The 20757-nt window shown below is 31.6% G+C and carries 17 protein-coding genes and 1 tRNA gene; 12 read left to right on the forward strand and 6 right to left on the reverse strand.

The genetic code is table 11. The features are described from left to right. Window positions 1-1231 precede the first annotated feature (1231 nt). Window positions 1232-1465, reverse strand: a complete 234-nt coding sequence (locus tag NE544_RS03755; protein ID WP_256268380.1) for a hypothetical protein — start codon at window positions 1463-1465, stop codon at window positions 1232-1234. Between the two features lie 471 nt (window positions 1466-1936). Between NE544_RS03755 and NE544_RS03760 the strand changes: the two genes are divergently transcribed. From NE544_RS03760 to NE544_RS03785, 6 genes are all read left to right on the forward strand, one after another. Continuing rightward, a complete protein-coding gene (locus NE544_RS03760) occupies window positions 1937-2386 on the forward strand; it encodes a hypothetical protein (RefSeq protein ID WP_256268381.1) in 450 nt (149 codons plus the stop codon). Between the two features lie 492 nt (window positions 2387-2878). Then, window positions 2879-3310: a type II toxin-antitoxin system PemK/MazF family toxin gene (locus NE544_RS03765; protein ID WP_256268382.1), complete on the forward strand. Its 432-nt coding sequence runs from the start codon at window positions 2879-2881 to the stop codon at window positions 3308-3310. Between the two features lie 110 nt (window positions 3311-3420). Then, window positions 3421-3603 (forward strand): helix-turn-helix domain-containing protein, encoded by a 183-nt coding sequence (locus NE544_RS03770; RefSeq protein WP_118326006.1) that lies wholly within the window; start codon window positions 3421-3423, stop codon window positions 3601-3603. Window positions 3604-3615: 12 nt separating this feature from the next. Further along, on the forward strand, window positions 3616-4935 hold the full coding sequence (locus tag NE544_RS03775) for a hypothetical protein (protein ID WP_256268383.1): 1320 nt from the start codon (window positions 3616-3618) through the stop codon (window positions 4933-4935). A gap of 5 nt (window positions 4936-4940) precedes the next feature. Beyond that, window positions 4941-6299, forward strand: coding sequence for a site-specific integrase (locus NE544_RS03780; protein ID WP_256268384.1), 1359 nt, complete (start codon window positions 4941-4943; stop codon window positions 6297-6299). A gap of 273 nt (window positions 6300-6572) precedes the next feature. Beyond that, window positions 6573-6649, forward strand: a tRNA-Arg gene (locus NE544_RS03785). Between the two features lie 255 nt (window positions 6650-6904). Here NE544_RS03785 and NE544_RS03790 read toward each other — a convergent pair. The 5 genes from NE544_RS03790 to NE544_RS03810 form a co-directional block, all read right to left on the reverse strand. Continuing rightward, window positions 6905-8257: a tyrosine-type recombinase/integrase gene (locus NE544_RS03790; protein WP_256268385.1), complete on the reverse strand. Its 1353-nt coding sequence runs from the start codon at window positions 8255-8257 to the stop codon at window positions 6905-6907. A 1-nt stretch (window position 8258) separates the two neighbouring features. After that, window positions 8259-9542 (reverse strand): hypothetical protein, encoded by a 1284-nt coding sequence (locus NE544_RS03795; protein WP_003864693.1) that lies wholly within the window; start codon window positions 9540-9542, stop codon window positions 8259-8261. Window positions 9543-9556: 14 nt separating this feature from the next. Beyond that, on the reverse strand, window positions 9557-9739 hold the full coding sequence (locus NE544_RS03800) for a helix-turn-helix domain-containing protein (protein ID WP_003864692.1): 183 nt from the start codon (window positions 9737-9739) through the stop codon (window positions 9557-9559). Between the two features lie 112 nt (window positions 9740-9851). After that, window positions 9852-10214, reverse strand: a complete 363-nt coding sequence (locus NE544_RS03805; RefSeq protein WP_256268386.1) for a type II toxin-antitoxin system PemK/MazF family toxin — start codon at window positions 10212-10214, stop codon at window positions 9852-9854. 399 nt (window positions 10215-10613) lie between these two features. Further along, window positions 10614-11036, reverse strand: a complete 423-nt coding sequence (locus NE544_RS03810; RefSeq protein WP_256268387.1) for a hypothetical protein — start codon at window positions 11034-11036, stop codon at window positions 10614-10616. 366 nt (window positions 11037-11402) lie between these two features. Between NE544_RS03810 and NE544_RS03815 the strand changes: the two genes are divergently transcribed. Genes NE544_RS03815 through NE544_RS03840 form a run of 6 tightly spaced genes read left to right on the forward strand, consistent with a single transcriptional unit; the run spans window position 11403 to window position 20690 of the window. After that, entirely contained in the window at window positions 11403-11621 is a 219-nt protein-coding gene (locus NE544_RS03815; RefSeq protein WP_256268388.1) for a helix-turn-helix transcriptional regulator, read from the forward strand. Window positions 11622-11626: 5 nt separating this feature from the next. Beyond that, on the forward strand, window positions 11627-12226 hold the full coding sequence (locus NE544_RS03820) for a DUF1819 family protein (protein ID WP_256268389.1): 600 nt from the start codon (window positions 11627-11629) through the stop codon (window positions 12224-12226). Between the two features lie 10 nt (window positions 12227-12236). Next, window positions 12237-12791: a DUF1788 domain-containing protein gene (locus NE544_RS03825; RefSeq protein WP_256268390.1), complete on the forward strand. Its 555-nt coding sequence runs from the start codon at window positions 12237-12239 to the stop codon at window positions 12789-12791. A 14-nt stretch (window positions 12792-12805) separates the two neighbouring features. After that, window positions 12806-16339, forward strand: a complete 3534-nt coding sequence (gene brxC, locus NE544_RS03830) for a BREX system P-loop protein BrxC (RefSeq protein ID WP_256268391.1) — start codon at window positions 12806-12808, stop codon at window positions 16337-16339. Window positions 16340-16353: 14 nt separating this feature from the next. Then, window positions 16354-19863, forward strand: a complete 3510-nt coding sequence (gene pglX / locus NE544_RS03835) for a BREX-1 system adenine-specific DNA-methyltransferase PglX (RefSeq protein ID WP_256268392.1) — start codon at window positions 16354-16356, stop codon at window positions 19861-19863. Beyond that, the gene (locus NE544_RS03840; protein WP_256268393.1) at window positions 19863-20690 is read left to right on the forward strand and encodes a DUF4238 domain-containing protein; all 828 of its coding nucleotides are present in this window, start codon (window positions 19863-19865) and stop codon (window positions 20688-20690) included. The genes pglX and NE544_RS03840 overlap by 1 nt, the downstream gene beginning before the upstream one ends. Window positions 20691-20757: the final 67 nt, after the last annotated feature.

The raw sequence follows: 20757 nt of genomic DNA on the forward strand, positions 1-20757 counted from the left end.
TAATCAAATATCGAGTGTTGCACCATTTTTTACTATTCAGCCTCTAAAGTCAGGTATTATATACTAATAGTAAGTAAATTGTAAATTGGTTTTAGCAATTAGTGGTTTTAATAAAGCTGACATTAAGTAGTCTTTTAGTGATTTTTTTAGGTGTCATACGATATTTCCCGAGAGTTTAACACTTGCTCATAGCCAAAATGGTCAAATGTCGTTTATGTACAGCTTTTTTGTATGTTAATATTTTATCTTTGGAATAGAGAAAAATGATATGTGAATAGCACTAAAATATTACATGGTATAGATTGTTAGGAATGACAAAAAGGGTTATATCAATCCTTTGTTCCAATTCTTTTCTTAGACCTTTGATTATCTGGCAATTTATCCATTAATAGAATCCTAAAATTTTCACGTGCATCTGAGATTTATACTCTTCAAGATATTTGACTATAAAATTTTCTATTAATCTACAATCGTGTGGTTGACAAATCCTTTATTTACGGGTATATCTAGTTCTTTCAAGTATCAAATGCCTTAATATACGCTCACTTTTTGGCCATTTGTCATTGTCGCGTTTACAACGCTGTAAATAATTGAACCAATTTAAATATGTTTGTAAATTTTCTACATACATACCTATAAATCTCCATATGTATCTTTTAATCCAACTGCACATGTTATTTATAAGACCCATTTTTTCAAAATATGATGAATCTTTTGCGTTGGCCTTATATACCTCCGATTTTAAATTTAATTCACGAATTAACTTATTATGTGCTTTTTCTCCATCATGAACAATTATCGAATTTGGTCTTATATGATTATGCAATGTTTTATATATACAGTCGCTAGAAGGTTTTCCATGACCACATATAATTGCTACCATATTTTTATTGGAATCTACGGCAACTACTATACATATTTGAGTTTAAGATAATCCTCTAGGCTTTTGATTAATATAATCCGAACCCAAAACATTATAATCTTCTATATAGGTTTCATCAATCCATATTCTTCCACTTAATTGGAGAGTATCTTGATATCCATTTACTGTTTGAAATATCTGATTTCGCCATAAATTCGCTGTATTTGAGCTTATTTCCAACACTTCTATACATTGTTGTAACGGAACGTTAAAAGTCATTAGTTGAATATATTTCAATATCTTATGAAAAGATATCTTACTTGAATTGAACACGGAATCCGATAGTAATGTATAAGAACACCCACAATTCTAACATTTAAAACGTTTGTGATAAGCTGGAGTATGACCATTTTCAATATAGTTTTCACATGAGCACTTAGGACATATCGGTTTTCTACCATATTTAATAGCTGCATCTTCTAGGCTAGTAACACCATATAAATCATAATCTTTTCTATTGTTGATGCATTCAATCAAAAGATCTAGTTTATCTTCGGGTAAACTAAAAACAAAATCCTTAAAAGGATTTTCAAAATTAGACATAAAAAAAACATCCTCAACATGTCTAAACAGCCATTCGGTGAGAATGTCGCCAAACAAAGTTCCAAATGACTGCTTAGACATTAACTGTCTTTGGCTTTTTAATTATAACAGATTCATAAAACGGATACACTACTTTCATTTTGTCAACCCCACGATTGTAGATTAATAGATTTAATTTTAGTAATATTCATTGTTAAATCCTTTATTCTTTACATATTGTTTTTTCTTTTCCAAATTCTTTCCAAACTTGGAAAGAGCTAAAATTATAAAATACTATTTATTGGTACAGATCTTTGTTTCAGACAGTGGATCTGTTTTTTTATATTCTTTGGCAAATTAGAAGAAGGGATACTCTTCTAATCAAAATTTTTTTAAAAAATTTCTTCGATTGTGCAATTTTTTGCGGTTTTCGTCGGCTCGATTATGAAGGGATATCCCTTCGAAGCTTAGCTATGAAAAGGAGGAATAATAATGGCTAAACCCTATAATCACCGTCGCGCTGAAAATGCGTATAAGAAATGGAAGGAGAAAGATGAAAGATTTATGAAAAAGAACGGAATGCCAATGGATAAAATTCTTTTAATGAGAGATTTTGATAGAATGCAATTTAACTCCGATCGAAGATTTTTTGAAAAAGTGGATTATGATAGTGAACAAAAAATATCAAAAGTTGTTCAGCCAAATTTATCTGAATTAAACGATCCCAGAACTATCGGAGATTTCTTGAATTCCATAACAAGTATTACTTTTGCAGAATTATTAGAAGAATTTGGCTTTGAGATGCAGCTAATTATTTTTTTAATGTATCGTGGATATTGTGCAAAAGAAGTATCTAAAATCACAGGAATTCCTGAATGGACAATTTGTAGAAGACTAGCAAAACTAGATTATACCTATAAAATAAGGAAAACAAATAAATAATTGAATTGCAGAATCGAAGCCGATTCTGCATGCTTTTTTATATTCAGATTTAATGATTTTAGCAACTGCAAGAATCAAATTCGTGACTTATTCATTGAAAACTCATGTTGAAACTATCCGTTTTAGAAAAAAATACACTTTTTTTTATAAAACTGCAATTTTGAGCCGTTTTCGTCGGCTCACTAGTGAAGGGGGATATACATATCTTCCTAGTAGCTCTTTGAAAACTCAATAACAACTATTCGATACAACACTTATATATTCGAGCTATTTCACTATTGCGCGATGATGTTTAATACGGAGCGATGATACTTTAGATTGATAAACAATAATGCTGATTGTGCCATGACAATATATAAGATAATGATACTTCTAGCGACAGGCCCACGCGTAAGATGGGTTGGTGCGACCCCAATGAAAGATGAATTGCGAACATCTTGTCGAATAGGATTCCTTTGTTTTCGGGTAATCAGGTGATAAATAGAAGACGCGATGAATATTTTAATATTAATTATCAACCAGGTATGTCCTGGTTTTACATATTTTATGGAGTGGAATGAAATGAAAGTAAAAAAAGGAGAAATCTATTTAGCAGATCTGAGTGATGCCTCAGGATCAGAACAAGGAAAAGTTAGACCGGTATTAATTATTCAAAATAATCGTGGAAATAAACATAGTCCAACTACGATTGTTGTGTGTCTTTCTTCTAAGATTTATACAAAACATCATCTTCCAACACATTGTATTTTGCCTGAGGGACTAGGATTGAAGTACAGATCGATGGTGATGTGTGAACAAATTCGAGTGATTGATAAATCAAGATTATTTAAAAAGATAGCAACATTAAATAAAAGGCAAATGGCGATTATTGATAAGAAAATAAAGATTAGTTTAGATTTACGTTTACATAACCCGAAGAAATGATTCTTCTGGTTATGGACTCTTTCCCTTTGGAAGCAGTAATGAAACACTGCTTCCTTTGTTTGTAGCTGGGAATTGTGCTTTTTGAAAGTTTATAGTGAGGAGGAAAAAAGATGAAACCTGTGTTATGTGAAAAGAAAACCTATACAGTAGCTGAAATTGCAAAGATATTAGGTGTAAGTAAAGGAGCTGCTTATTCATTAGTGAAAGAAAATACTTTTAAAAGTATAAAGATTGGTAAATCAATTCGCATTAACAAGGAATCCTTTGACAAATGGTTTTATAGCGAAGAATAGGGAGGACTAAAAATGGCCGTAGTAATTACTAAAAGACGTAAAGCATACAATGTAATTTATACAATTCAAAATGAGAATGGGGATATAGAGAAAAGATATGAAACGTTCTACAATCGAGAGCAGGCATTGAAGCGTAAAGAACAAATAGATGGTGGAAAAAGAAATAAGATTATTGTAAATAAGAATACACTCTTTATTGATTATTTGAATCAATACGTAAGTGTGATTATATTTAATGATTATTCGATTTCAATATATGAGAATAAACAATCTTTGATCAACAATTATTTAAGTAAAGTTGTAGGAGATAAAAAGGTTAAAGAGCTTAATGCTAAAACATCAAAACAAATTATGCATGATCTTCAATTATTGCCAGGTGTACCTCTTAGAAATCAAATATCAAATGATGTTATTTGTGCATCTGCTGTAAGAGGCTGCTTAAATTTATTATGCCAGGCCAGTGACTATTTGGTTGATCATAATTTAATGAAATTAAATTATTTTACAGAATATAGGCCAAAAGTAAGTGCCAAGAATCAAGAGTCACCAAGTTGGAACTTGTCTTATTGGACTAGATTGATTTCTAATTGTACAAATGAAAAGTTGTTTATTTTATTGCATTTATGTTTTGATTCAGGTCTTTCTTTAAGTGAAGTGAGAGCTATTACCTGGAGTAATTTGGATCATTTAGAAGAAGGGTATATCGTATCGAATAAAAGAATTAGACGATTGAATAAGAATGTTGTTTTGGAAATGGATCCATCTTCAATTATTCAAACTTATAAGAAGAAAGGATTTCAAAATACAAATACAGTTGTAGTACTTCTAAAGAATAAACAAGAAAAGAAAGTGTATTTACATAGCCAGGTCATTGAATTGTTGATGGAATGGCGGGATAGATATGCACAAAATCGTTGTGATGATTCTACTATTTTCAGTTTGAAGAATAGTCTTCCTTATGATGACAGAGTTGTAAACAAACACTTCAAAGAACTTATTAATAAATTAGAATTACCAGGATTGACATTAGTAAAACTGATGTCATTTGGTAGACAAAAGGGTAGAAATGAGGTTTTGTATAGTGATATGTATTATTCAAGTTTGGGGCGACCTTTAAGATGTAAAAAGCCTGATATTGATGGAGTTCGTGATTTTTTAAATTGCAGACAAGTGATGGAATGTAAAGAAAAATGGAATCAATCTTTTAAAGAGAAAACATCCGGTTTACTCCCAAAAGAAGAACATTCTGATTTTGATGCATTGGTGGATAAATTAAAATCAGATCCATCTTTAAAAAGAGAGTTATTAAACAAACTATTAGAAAAGAGATGATATGAATGGCAACAATTAATAAGCGTAATGGTAAATATTGTGTAATTTATTATTATGTAGACACAAAAGGAAAAAAGAGACAAAAATGGGAAACATTTGATTCAATTTCTGAAGCTAAAGCTAGAAAGTCAATAGTTGAAGCTGAAAAGGCTAAGGGGTCTTTTATCCCGCCTAATACAGATACTGTTGAATCATTTTTAGATACATTTATTGAACTTTATGGCTATCAAAACTGGAGTGTTTCTACATTAACAAGAAATCGTTCTACAATTAAATATTATATTCTTCCATATATAGGTAAAAAGAAGCTGCAAGATATTAAGCCAATTGTGATTGAAAAATATTATAGGGATTTAAAAGAACAAAGAGTTATTCGACCTATGAGATCAAACACAGATGGGAAAGTAACTTCTTATATATTAAAATCGGTTCATAAGTTATTGAGCTGTGCCTTTGGGTGTGCTGAAAAGTGGGAATTAATTGCGTCCAATCCTTTTAAAAAAGTTACACCTCCAAAACATGAATATGCCAAAAAAGAAATTTGGACTTCAGAAATGATTTCTAGAGCACTAGAAGTTTGTGAAGATCCAAAGATTTCATTGGCAATTCAACTATCGTTTGCGTGTTCATTACGTATTGGTGAAGTTTTAGGATTACAATGGAAAAATGTATTCATAAGCGATGAAGATATTGAAAAAGATAATGCTCATATTGTTGTAGAACAGCAATTACAAAGATTATCTAAAAAGGGAATTGATGAACTGAATGTTCAAGATATTTTGTATACATTTCCATCAGCTACTGATAATGAAAGTAATACAACAGTATTGGTGTTACGAAAACCTAAAACACAATCAAGTATTCGTACTATATGGCTACCTAATACATTGGTACAATTTTTACGTGAATGGAAAGTACAACAAAATGAATACAAAGAATTCTTTCAAGATGAATATCATGATTATGATATGGTTTTATGTTTTGAAGATGGTAGACCAGTAGAGCATAATATCATTCGTAAAGGATTAGCTAAGCTTTCAGAAAAAGCTGGACTTCCACCGGTGGTATTTCATTCGCTTCGTCATTCAAGTACAACATATAAATTAAAATTAAATCATGGTGATATAAAAGCAACACAAGGTGATACTGGCCATGCACAAGCCGATATGGTAACTGATTTATATAGTCATATTTTAGATGAAGATCGTAAAATAAATGCTCAAAAGTTTGATGAGTCTTTTTATCAGAACAATGATGAAGACAATGCCAAAAGGAAGAAAGATAGTATTGATGTGGATAAGCTGGTTGCTTCTTTAAAAGACAATCCAGATCTACTGGATAAACTATTAGATGCATTAAAATAAGATGTCCCTATCAAGGGACTTTTTTAATAAAATGGCCTTCTAGCTAATAGCCAGCTAATATTGACTATATAAAAAAAACGAAATCAGGTGAAAAATTCCGTATATTTTATTGAGCAGTCAAAATTAGAAAACACAAAAAAGCCGATAAATAAAGCATATAACAAAACTATATGTAAATTTCAAGATTAAATAAAATTGTGATGAGTGGTCTCCTAAGCAGGAGGTCATTTTCCTAAGCAAGAGGCGGCCTTTTGTAGTAAAATATTAATAAATGCGGATATAGCTCAGCTGGATAGAGCGACGCTCTCCTAAAGCGTAGGCCTGGCGTTCGAATCGCCATATTCGCACCATTTTGCCTTTATTTAAGCGGATTTTTCCGCTTTTTTGTTTACCATTTTTAGATTGGAAATGTATATCTTTGATATGAAAATTCAACTTCTTTTTCTACATAAAACCAAATAAATAGCAAGGTTCGGATGCTCTTATTGAATCCGAACTTTTTAGTGCCGTTTTTGGGGTCATCTAATGAGTTTCTAATAGCCATTTAATAGGACCCTGTGGCACAGGACGTATCAAACGATACGTCACGTGCTAATAAACATCATTCAATCACCGCTCAAAGTGGCTATTAGAAGCTGTAATAAATCAGGATCTTGCTTGATTTTTTCAAGTACTTTATCTATGTCGACTTTCTTATTTGCCTGTGGAACATCAACATAGTTTTCTATATGTTGCTTGTAAAAACTGTCCTCAAATTTTTGTGCGTTTACTCTTCGGTCTTCATCTAAGATGTGACTATATAGATCCATGACCATATCTGCTTGAGAATGCCCAGTATCTCCTTGGGTTGCTTTTATATCGCCATTGTTTAATTTCAATTTATAGGTTGTACTAGTATGGCGCAAAGAATGAAAGACAACGTGGGGAAGTCCAGCTTCTTTTTCTAATTTGGATAGGCCTTTACGAATAATACTTCCATCACACGGAATCCCATTTGGCTGACATATTACAAGATTATAATCATGATAAGCATCTCCATAGGCTTCCTTATATTTACTTTGATCTTCTTTCCATTGTTTCAAGAAACAAGCTAATGTATTTGGTAACCATATTTTTCGTACACTACTATCTGTTTTAGGAGTTTTTAATATCAGTCTTGTTGCATTTTTTTTCTTTTCAAATTGAGGAAAGATGAATAGTACATCTTTATTGTTCAATTTTTCAATGGCATCCGTACGGGCACGTTCTAATTGTTGTTTTATATAAATGTGTGTATCTCCACACGCAAAATCCTCTTCGCTAATATGCACATTGTCCCAAGTCAAACCTAGCACTTCGCCCATTCTTAAAGAACAGGCAAATGCGAGTTGAATGGCAATGGATAGTTTTGGATCTTCACAAACTTCAAGTGCTTTGGCAATCTGATTGGCTGTCCATATTTCTCGCTTTTCATAATCATGCTTGGGCGTATCCACTTTTAAAAATGGATTATTGGAAATATATTCCCATTTTACCGCAACATTAAATGTACATCGTAAGATTCTATGGACTTCAGCAACAACACGAGTGGATACTTTTCCTGTCTTCTTTGTATTTTCACTTTCTTTTAGATTTGCATAATATTGCTCAATGGTTATCGGACGAATTTCATCCAGTTTATAATGCCCTAAATATGGAGAAATATATGTTGTAAATAAAGCCGTATTCTTTTCCATAGTAGATATTGACCATTTATTGCATCCATATAGATCAACATATGTTGGCCAGAATTCATTTAAAGTCGTAGTACTTGGTGCAATAAAGGTTCGATTGGCTTGTTGTAATTCAACTTCTGCCTTACGTTTCCTAGCTTCCCGTAATGTTCTAAAGGACTCCCATTTTTGTTTTTGCTTTCCATATTTATCCGTATAATAATAAACTACATTGTATTTATCCTTTCGTTTTTGTATGGATGCCATACTATTCACCACTCTCAATTTCTAATAGTTTCATCAACAATTTCTTACGAATATTTTTATCTTCACTAAGTTGTTTTACTAAATCCACAGCATCTTTTTTGTCTTTATCAGGCAATTCTTTTTTCATAGATTTTGTGAATTCTTTGTTTATCTTTACAGCTTTTTCTTTTGCGGTTAATCCACTGTAATCAAAAGAAATATTACTATGCTCATAATAATAAACATCACGATAACTTCTTCCATCTACGTAAACTTTGTTGGAAAAAGCTTTTAAACCCATTAAAGTATGTCGAGGTAGTTTTAATTTATCTGTGGTTAGGCGCATATGTTTTAACATAAGTCGATCATCATAGGGGGCAATGCCATGTGTAGTAAACATAAGTGATTCAGGATTTGTATCAAAATGATAAATTGAATTGCAGCGCTTTTTCCATTGAGATAATAATTCATATAAAGCATCTGGAATGTGAATAAGTTCTTGTTTCTCTTTATAATAATGTACATTCACTGTTCGAGTTGATGGTTCATTTGAATATTCTTGAATGATTTGTTGTTTTGGAATCAAACCAACAGAAGATCTTGCCAATCTTCGTAGACTTTTGTTTGAACGAATATAGGCACCACCTTTACCTTTATAAAAATCTGACCAGGAAAGTCCTACTACATCAAAAACATTTAAGCCTGTCGCAAATATAATTTGCATGATGACATATAGTTTTTCTTCTTTACATCCTTCAAAAATCTGAAGCATGGTTTCATATGTCCAATCCACTGATTTCTTTTCTTTTTTGTGTGTAGATGGATTTGTGATATGAATACTAATAAAAGGATTGGAATCCATAATACCTAATTGAATCGCATGATCACATGTTTCCGATAATAGTAATTTACATGACCTTATTGTTTTGGTAGATAACCCTTTTTTGGATCTCACACTTTGAGTTGCACCTATTTTTTCAATTAAACTTTGCGCGTAATCTACATTGATTTCTGAAACATGGGTTGTTCCAAGATGAATTAGTAAATACGTTTCAAAATTTTTAGTTGCTTCTCTATGCTTATGAATATGTTCAACAAAGTATGGATCATTTAGCCAATCTTTCATTACATCTACAAACAAACTATCTGGGGAAAACATACATGTCTCACCATCTAATAATTCTTTTCGTTTAGCTGCATCTTCATAATTATCGAATATTTCTTTGATTGACTTTATTTCCTTTGTAGGTGTGACTACTTCGTAAGTAATTTGATATTTCTTTCCCAATTTTAAAATTACAGCCATCCCTCATTCCTCCTTTATTGTTGACTGTCAAACCATTGATCAAAGGATTCTTTGTTAATACGAAGTAATTTGCCAACACGAATTACTTTAAACAACCCTTTTTTTGTTAAGTCATAGGCTGCTGTTCTTCCAATGCCAAGTATTTCCATGATTTCAGCAACGGTATATGTTTTCTTTTCGCATATAACAGGTTTCATCGCTTTGTTCCTCCTCACTATAAAATTTTTGAAATTTAAATTCTCACCTACAAAATAAAAGGAAGCAGCTGGGAAAGGGCTGCTTCCATAAGGAAAGGGAACATAACCAAAGCTATTTTCTTTGGTTATGTAAACGTAAATCTAGACTGATTTTTATTTTTCGATCAATCGCCATCATATCTAATCTACCAATAGTGGCTATTTTCTTTAACAATCTACTTTTATCAATGACACGGATCTGTTCACACATGACCATAGATTTGTATTTCAATCCAATACCTTCTGGTAATAGATGGTGTGTTGGTAAATGATGTTTTGTATAGATTTTGGAAGACAAACAAGCAACAATGGTTGTTGGACTATATTTATTACCACGATTGTTTTGAATAATCACAACTGGTCGAACTTTACCTTGTTCTGATCCAGATGCATCACTTAAATCTGCTAAATAGACTTCTCCTCTTTTAACTTTCATGCATATTCACTCCTCTTATGTAAAACCGGGAGTATATCCCGGTTGATGCTTAAAAATAAAATATTTATCGTGTTTTCTATTTATCACCTGATTACCCGAAAACAAAGGAATCCTATTAGACAAGATAGTTGCTAATTATCTTTCATTGGCATCGCACCAACCCATATTACGCTTGAGCCTGTCGCTAGAAGTATCATTATCTTATATATTGTCATGGCACAATCAGCAAAATTGTTTATCAATCTAAAGTATCATCGCTCGCTAAAAACATCATCGCGCAGTAGTGAAATAGCTCGAATATATAAGTGTTGTATCTAATAGTTGTTATGTTGCTTTCAAAGAGCTACTAGGAAGATTACATATCTCCCTTCACTAGATAGTCCTTGAAATCGTGAATTATTAGCCTCTCTTTTTACATTTTTTTGAGAATTTTTCGATTCTTTTATAAACTGCGTTATTTGTCATATGTAAATCTTCAGCAATTTCCCATACACAATACTTGTTTTTCAGCATTACAATAATTTTCTGCATGACAGGATCACACTTTTTCAAATGCTTATAAACAACGGCATCGTTTACTCCGTTTAGTACGTCTTCCCATGTATATTCACTTATACAATCTTCAGAAGGTTCATTTAGAAAGAATTTTACTTCAGTTGGTGACTCATTACGGTGAAAGCTGCGATTTTTGTTGAAATCAAAATCATCTAGTTCTCGAAGGTGCTGAATCTTCCATTCTGGAAATCCTAATAATCGTAGTAAGTTTTCTTCTTTTTCTTTTGCCTCTAAATACTTTTTCTTTTCGTAACCATAGTTATACATTTATTATTCCTCCTTTTGTGTGAAGGAGAAACAATTTCCCCTTCACTTGAAAGTCCACAAAAAAGGCTTTTTTTAGCCTTGAAAGGGATAAAAAAAACAGATCAACTGTCTGAAACAGAGATCTGTACCAATTCGTTGTATTTTCAAATCTATTCTCTTTTCAAAATTGAAAAGAGTTAGGAGGACTTCGATTCTTTACCATTAACATTATTAGAACACTGTATATGCATTGCAGCAATGGTTATATATTTATAAACTATCAATATAATTTAAAATGTTTGATAAAAATCTTCAAAAAAGTAAAGATTTCCTTCAAACTGATTACTAGAAAAGGTATAATGAATTCGTATATGCGAGGTTAACGATATGAAAGTAAGCTACAATAATTTATTTAAGCTTTTGATTGATGCGAATCTAACAAAAACAGAGTTTGCAGAAAAAATAGGATTATCTTCAGGAACACTAGCTAAATTGTCTAAAGGACAAGCTATTTCTATGGATAAATTGATTGATATTTGTGATTATTTCAACTGTACATTTGATGATGTTGTAGAAATTATTCCTAAAGATGAACGAGGTGAATAAGTACAATGGATATAAATACACCATATAGAACAATAACAAGAGAACAATTTCTTTTTCATGAAATGAGAATTGTTGCTAGACTTATCAAAGAAGGAAAATCAGATGAACAGATCATTCAGGAAGTTGCAGAGAATAATTTATTTCAATATCCAACCGAAAGAATGATCAAAAATATTACACAAGTTTGCTTAAACCGTTTTAATAAAACAAATAGTCAAGAATTGATCGACATTGTTGCCAATGATTCAGCTGATGCTGCCAAACAGGCTTGCCTGTTTTTGATGATGAATTATTACCGATTGGTCTATGAATTTATGATTACCGTAATTGGTGAAAAATATAGAACGAAAGATACTTCTTTCACAAAAATGGATCTGAATTCTTTTTTCACTCGTCTTCAAGAACAAAATGATGTAGTTGCTTCTTGGAGTGATGCAACAATTGGAAAGTGTAAACAGGTTTTAAAAAAGACTTTAGTTGAAAATGGATATCTGGATAATTCAAGATCTGAAGTATTAAATCCGGTACTTCTGGATTTCAGAGTTAAAGAAGCTATAGAAAATACAAATAAGAAAGAAGCATTGATCGCATTTGGATGCTTGTAAGGAGGTCACAATGTCAGATATTACAGAAAGATTAGATCATTTAAAAAAGACAATTCAAGAAGATGACTTTCTTCAAGGAAAAGGTTTAAGTAATGAAGTTAACATTCGAATGTTTTGTTACAGTCCAAAAGATGAAATGGCTGTACGCAGTTTTGCGGAAAGATTGGAAAATGAGCAATTAAAATGTAAAGTTCAAATCGTTGATTTGTATGAAACATTCTTATCTATATGTGAAGATATGGATATTCTAGAAGGCATTCCTGAAATGGAACAAGATGATGGTAAAGAATTCTTAGAAGAACAACTTACAAACACAATAGATGCTAAGGTGTTCTCTGAAAAAATTGTCAATAAGTTTTCTAGTGATAAAGATTTACTGCTGATTACAGGGGTTGGAAAAGTATTTCCATTCATGCGTGTACATGCCCTGTTGAATGCTTTACAGGAAGATATGAATGACAAACCAATTGTTGTTTTGTATCCTGGAACGTTTGATGGTCACTATGTTAAATTATTTAATCAATTAAAATCAAATGAATATTATCGTGCTTTTAACATGATTTAAGGGAGATCAAAGTTATGGAAATCAAGAAGATGTTTAAAGACGACATCGATCGTACAATTAATGGTGTCGTTCAGGTAGAACAGGAAAAAGAAGATGTTGTTAAACAGGAAGTTAAAGAATATGTTGTAACAACAGAGTTGAAGAAGCATTTTACAAAATTCTTTAATGAATATAGTGAATCCTTTGATACACCTACAGATAATGTAGGTGTATGGATCACTGGTTTCTTTGGAAGTGGTAAATCTCACTTTTTAAAGATGCTTTCTTACTTACTTGAAAATAAAGAAATTGATGGCAAGAAAACAGTTGATTATTTTGAAGAAAAATTTGATGATCAATTGTCCTTCATGAATGTTCAAAAATGTGTGCAAGTGCCAACTGAAACAATTCTTTTCAATATTGATGTAGAAGGATCCGTACAAAAAGATGACACGGCTGTACTTAGAGTATTTGCCAAAGTTTTTTATGAGCATTTGGGATTCTATGGAAAAGACTTAAGACTTGCCAAACTTGAACAATATATTTCCAACCAAGGTAAGATGGATTCTTTCAAAGAAAGCTTTAAGAAAATTCGTGGTAAAGAATGGGAAGAAGCTAGAGGTACATACAATTTCTTTAAAAAAGCTGTTATTCAAGCTGTTGTTGAATGTGGTGCAATGAGCGAGGAAGATGCTGCGTTATGGTTTAATGATAAAACACCTGTAGATTATTCTGTCGGTCAATTAGTGGACGAAATTAAAGCTTATGTGGATTCAAAACCAAAAGGATTTCGTTTACTATTCATGATTGATGAAGCAGGTCAATATATTGGTACAAATACAAGTATGCTTTTGAACTTACAATCTTTGATTGAAAAGTTGGGTTCTGTTTGTCGTGGTCAAGTTTGGATCGTAGCTACTGGACAAGAAGCATTGGATGAAATGATCAAAGTCCGTACGGATGAATTCTCACGTATCATGGCTCGTTTTGCGATTCGTTTAAGTCTGACTTCCTCTTCTGTTGGTGAAGTCATTGAGAAACGTTTGTTGACTAAAACGGAGGAAGCGAATGAAGTCTTAGATGGTGTGTATGAAAACAATGAGAATGTATTAAATAATCTGTATGCTTTTGATACAGATGTAAAGGATTTGAAAGGTTATACTTCTGAAGATGAGTTTGCTCGTATTTTCCCGTTTGTGCCTTATCAGTTTACAATCATGCAGAAAGTATTCAATGAAATTCGTAAACATGGTCATGCTGGCAAACATCAATCCAGTGGTGAAAGATCCATGTTAAATGGATTCCAAGAATCTGCACAGAATGTTGAAGATAAAAATGAATTAACATTGGTTCCAATGTATGCCTTCTATGATACATTGCACAGCTTTTTGGATACTTCTGTACGTTCTGTTATTGAAAGAGCAGAAAGAGCTGCCAATAATGGAGATGGATTAACTGTTGAGGATGTAAATTTATTGAAGTTACTTTATTTAGTTCGTTATATTGATGATATTAAATCCAATATTGAAAACCTGACCATTTTAATGGCGGATTCTATTACCGTAGATAAGATTGTTTTAAGACAACAAGTAGAAGAATCTTTAAATCGTCTTCAAAAACAGAATTATATTGCACGTAATGGAGATATCTACCAGTTCTTAACAGATGAAGAACAGGATATCGCACGTGAAATCAGCAATCAGAATATCGATGCATCTGCTGTAATTAGTCAGGTATGTAAAACGATTTTTGATGATATTTATACAACAAAGAAATATAGATATTCGAAGAATGATTATAATTTGGACTTTGATTTCGATAAAACGGTTGACAATCAGAATCATGGTAATACAACTGGTGGAATGAAACTTCGATTTGTGACCGAAGCTTTTGATGATGCCAGTGATTTGAAGTTAATTGCAGATTCAAAAGGATATGAGGCAATTTGTAAATTATCTACTGAATATAAAATCTTTAATGATATTGAAAATGCATTAAAGATTGATAAATTCATTAAGCAAAAGAATGTCAATCAGTTGCCGGAATCCATTCAGGCAATTATCACAAATAAACAAAAAGAGGCACGTCGATTATTGTCTGAAGCAAAAGATAAAATCAGCGATGCGATTATCAAAGGTAAGTTCTATATCGATGGTGAAATTGTGTCTATTCCTGGTACTTCTGCAAAGACAGTACTAGATAAAGCACTAGAAACATTGGTAGAACATACTTATTCTGGGATTACGTTAATTGATACGCCTGTTAATACAGATGCAGATATTCGAAATATTTTAAGTGGTAAATCTGTTAGCTTAGATGGAATGGAACCGGATAAAGGTGCCATGGAAGAAGTTTATAGATACTTAGAAAAACAGGCTGCAGCTAAAATGCCTACCTCTATGGCCGATATTCAATCTCGTTATCAGAATATTCCATATGGTTGGAAAGAAATTGATATTGCCTCTGTTATCGCAAGATTGATTCAGGCTCAAAAAATCACAATCAAACATTCTGGAGAAACGATTCAACCGAATGACTACCGATTGGTTGATTTCTTACGTAAGAAATCAGAAACAGGATTTACACAGGTCTCTATTCGTGAAACGATTCCTGCTCAGAAGATGAAAACGGTTCGAGATATCTTAAAAGAATATTTTGAAGTTATGGATGTTCCTAGTGATGAAGATGGATTAGTCGCATTTATCACAAAAGAATTCAATACCGAAAGATTCAATCTTGAAGATATGGACAAGAAGAACAATATGGTAATGCATCCGGGTTCTCATGAAATCAAGGAAGCTTTAAAATACATTAACAAAGTTCTTTTAGCTCAAAACGATAATATTGCTCTAGTTAATACAATCTGTGATTTAGAAGATGACCTATTGGATACAAAGGATGATATGATCAATGTTAAAAACTTCTATCAGTCACAAATCAAACTTTACGATAATGCATTAAATTTAAAACACGATGTCATGGATTATGAAAAGGATTATTTGTACGAAATTCCAGCTATTAAAGATGCGATTGAAAGAATCAATGATATTACTAAGATTTCAAATAATTTCAAATATAATCGTATTCCAGAATTAAATGATTGTATTTCCACTATCCAGAATGAAAGAAATAAAGTAGTAGATGCAAAAAAAGCAGAATTGAATGATTTGGTTGATTCTTGTTTAAATGAAGTGCATTTAAAGGCTGACAATGAAGATAAATTAAAAGCAGAATTAAGCAATGCGATCCATCAGTTTGATTCCAGAAAACAGGAAATCAGTCGTTTAAATAGCCTGGTACAATTAGATGCCAAAAAGAACACAATTACTGCTTTAAAAGATAATATTATAAATAAGATGGATCGTATCTTAAATACTACCGATATTCATGTTGATCCTGTACAGCCAGTAAAACCTGTAAAAGCTAAAAAAGTACGTCAGGTTCAACGTGCAGTTGTATTTAATCAGGCTAATTTATCAAGTAAAGAAGATATTGATCGTTATGTTCAAAATATAAAAAATAAATTATTAAGTTATCTGAACGACGATGATGAAATTCAGATCAAGTAGGAAGGAGCTAGATTATGAATAAAAATGCGATAAAAAATTATGCCGTATGGGCACGTACTGAATTAATGAAACAGGTTGCGCAGAAAGCATATGAATATGGTGTAACAGAATCCAGCCTTCCTGACTATAATACGGATAAAGTCAATGGCATACTTCTTTCTAGTGTTGAAAAGAAACAATTAAATGAATTGATCCGTGAAGTAAAAAAGAATGGTTATGAACATGTCATTGAAGAAGTTGCCTATACTTGGTTTAACCGTTTCATTGCCCTTCGCTATATGGAAGTAAACAATTATCTTCCACAAAGAATCAGAGTCTTTACCAATGATAATAATGAATTCAAACCGGACTTGTTAACAGATGCCATTCATGTAGAATTAGACGGCTTAGATAAACAGAAAGTATTTGATTATATTGAAGAAAACAAGCAGGAAGAACTATATAAATATCTCTTACTGACTTTATGTAATGATATGAAACAGTATCTTCCAGATATGTTTACTTCCATCAAGGACTATAAGACATTATTATTTCCAGATAACTTATTAAAAGAAGACAGTGTATTAGCTAAGTTAATAACGGATATTGATGAAGACAGCTGGACAGATCAGGTTCAGATAATTGGCTGGTTATACCAATACTATAATTCGGAATTAAAAGATATCGTCATGAAAAAGAAGAACTATACAAAAGACGACATTCCAGCTGCTACACAGTTGTTTACACCGGATTGGATTGTTCGGTACATGATAGAAAACTCTTTGGGAAGATTATGGTTAGATGGTCATCCAGACTTTGATCATTCAGAATGGAAATATTATCTTGCGGAAGCTAAGCAGGAACCTGAAGTTATTGAGCAATTAAATAAGATAAAAGAAGAACATGCAAAGCTGAAACCTGAAGATATTAAAGTCATTGATCCATGTATGGGTTCAGGACATATCTTAGTGTACGCATTTGATGTATTGACGGATATCTATAGAGATGCAGGTTATTCAGATCGAGATGCAGCAAAATCCATTCTTGAAAATAACTTATATGGATTAGAAATTGATGAACGTGCGTACCATCTTGCCTATTTTGCGTTAATGATGAAAGCAAGATCCTACAATAGAAGAATTCTGAATAAAGAAACGAAATTTAATCTAGTAGAAATCAGAGAACCAATGAATACACTAAAACCAGAATTTGAACAATACTTAGATAACTATACGGACTTAGCATATTACTTAGTTAATGTATTCCAAGATGCCAAAGAATTTGGATCTATCTTGAATCTGGATTGTACAGTAGAACAATTAGATAATCTGAAAAATCATCTAGATGAATTAAAAGAAGAATCCATCAACGAGGATTTAGTAGCACAATCAGAAATCAGTGAATTAAATGACCTATTAAAGCCATTAATCAAACAAGCTAAATTATTAGTACAAAAATATGATGTTGTGGTAACAAATCCTCCATATATGGGAAATGGATATATGTGTGCGAACGTATCCAAATATATTCAAGATAATTTTGCTAAAGGAAAAAGTGATTTGTATTCGACATTTATTTTAAAAGGAAAATCATTACTTAAAGTAAATGGTTATTTATCTATGGTTACAATGCAATCATGGATGACACTTGGAGCATTCGAAAATTTGCGTAGAGATATATGTTTAACAGAAGATATACTGTCTCTTTGGCATTTGGATGATACTTTATTAGGAATTGCATATCAAACTTCAGTGTTTGTATTTAGAAATTCTAAAATTAAAGGGTATAGTGGATGTTATGACATAGCTTCAAAAGAAGATTATTTAAATAATTCAGAAATGTATAGTGTGCTTCGAGAGCAATATATAGCTAATCAAGACTCATTTTTAGAACTAAATGGGTGTCCCATAGCTTATTCCTTAAGTGAGAAAGCTATTGAAACATATGTTTCCTCCAAAGTTCTCTCTACTGAATTAATAACTCGTGAAGGAATGACTACTGGAAATAATAGCTCTTTTTTAAGGTTGTGGTATGAAGTAAGCAATGAAAAGCGAGAGAAGAAGTGGTTTCCTTACAACAAAGGGGGAGATTTTAGAAAATGGTATGGTAATAATGATTATTATGTAAATTGGGAAAATGATGGATATTTAATAAAAAATTTTAAGGATAATAATACAGGCAGAATAAGATCGCATAATTATAATAACGAATACGCATTTGATTTTGGTATAACTTGGAGTGCATTTAGTAGTAAAGGTGCTACATTTAGATATTCTGATAACAGCTTTTTGTTTGATTCTAAAGGATCGAAAGCTTTTTGTTTAAATAATAAAAATTTATATTATATTTTAGCTTATCTTAATAGTGCTGTTGGGAAAGAATATTTAAATTATTTTGCAGGAGCAAAAGATAAAAAACCTGGTCATATTTTATCATTACCTTTCATTTTTAACGATTGTTACGACGAAACGATTAATAACCTAACAGAATCTTGTGTTTTTAATTCAAAAGATGATTGGGACTCATTTGAGACATCATGGGACTTTGAAATACACCCATTAGTTAGATTGTCTTCTTGTTTATGGGATGCTACTGGTGTAGGTGCTAGTATGATGCATTATTATGGTCATTATGTTGAGTCTAGTTGTCCATTAGAAACTTGTTTCTTATTATGGCAGGGTGAATGTAATGATAGATTTAATCAATTAAAGGCTAATGAAGAAGAATTGAATAGAATCTTTATTGGTATCTATGGATTACAGGATGAATTAACTCCTGAAGTGGAGGATAAGGATGTTACGGTTCGTAAGGCTGATTTAGTTCGTGATATTAAATCGTTTATTTCTTATGCTGTTGGTTGTATGTTTGGTCGTTATTCTTTAGATGTTGAAGGATTGGCATATGCTGGTGGTGAATGGGATAGTAGTAAGTATTCTACATTTATTCCTGATGCTGATGATATCATTCCTATTTGTGATGAAGAGTATTTTGAAGATGATATTGTAACTCGTTTTGTTGAATTTGTTGGAGTTGTATATGGATCGGATACCTTAGAAGATAATCTTAGTTTTATTGCGAATGCATTAGGTGGTAAAGGTACTCCAAGAGAAGTATTACGTAATTATTTCTTAAATGACTTCTTTAAAGATCATTGCAATACATATCAGGTAACTGGTTCTGGTAAACGTCCTATTTATTGGTTGTTTGATAGTGGTAAGAAGAATGGATTTAAGGCTTTAGTTTATGTTCATAGATATGCACCGGATTTAATTGCAAGAATGAGAACTGGATATATACACCCTCAACAGGCTCGTTATAGAACACAGGTAGAATTGTTACAGAGTCAAATTGATGATGCTTCTAGTACGAGTGAAAGGGTTAAATTATCTAAACAATTAAAGAAGATTAATGAACAATTATTAGAATTGAATAAGTATGAAGAAGTTGTTCATCACTGGGCAGATAAGATGGAACCAATGGATTTGGATGATGGTGTAAAAGCGAATTATGCTAAATTCCAAGAATTGTTGGCAAAGATAAAATAATGAATTCAAATATGATTAAGAGTCAGCATGTTGTTCCTAGAGCCTATTTGAAATTGTTTGAAAATTCTAATAATCGTGTTTTTGCTTATAACTGGAGAAGCAATTTATATGCTGAGAAGATAATTGAAAAAGTTTGTGAACATAATTATACGTACGAAGTATCTAATAATGATGTCGATAATGTATTGGAAATTGCATTATCCAAATTAGAAACAAAGTTTATGCCATCAATTCATAAAATACTTGATTATGTAGATAAAGGAACGTTAAATAGAAGTTGTATTGATTCAGAAATATGTTACAAGTACATAATGTTGCAGTATATGCGTTCTGATTCAGGTCGTGTATTAATGGGAAGAGCAATGTCTAAATTAAGCCCTTTAGATCATCATATTAGTTTAGATGAAATAGCACAAAATAAAGACAAAGATCAAATTTTTAATACTAGATTTAAAAATGAGAAAGAATTAGAAAGAATATTGAACTTATTTTATTATCTTGATCATCCTTTAATTAAAGTAGGAGTGAGTAAAGAAAGAAAATTTTTAACGTCGGATAATCCGGTGATTGCATTATATCTACCTAATGACGGTTTAGCGTTAAAATTGATTTTGCCCATATCGCCTAGAGTCTGTTTATATTGTGCAAGTTTAGATTTTGAGAGGATTTATCAAAATGAACAAGAATCTTTTCCGTATGAAATAAATAAAGATTTAGCAATTAAATATAATCAATCAATTATAAATGTATCGAACTATTGGATTATTTCACAAGATAGGTTTGATATTATTGATTGGAATTCTATATATAATCGTAGAATAAAATAAAACTAAGGAAAAATAACTAAATACAAATTAGTTTCTTACATCAAAAAGTATAAATATTAAACATATA

This window comes from Holdemanella sp. MSK.7.32 (genome assembly GCF_024460475.1).
Classification (GTDB): domain Bacteria; phylum Bacillota_I; class Bacilli_A; order Erysipelotrichales; family Erysipelotrichaceae; genus Holdemanella.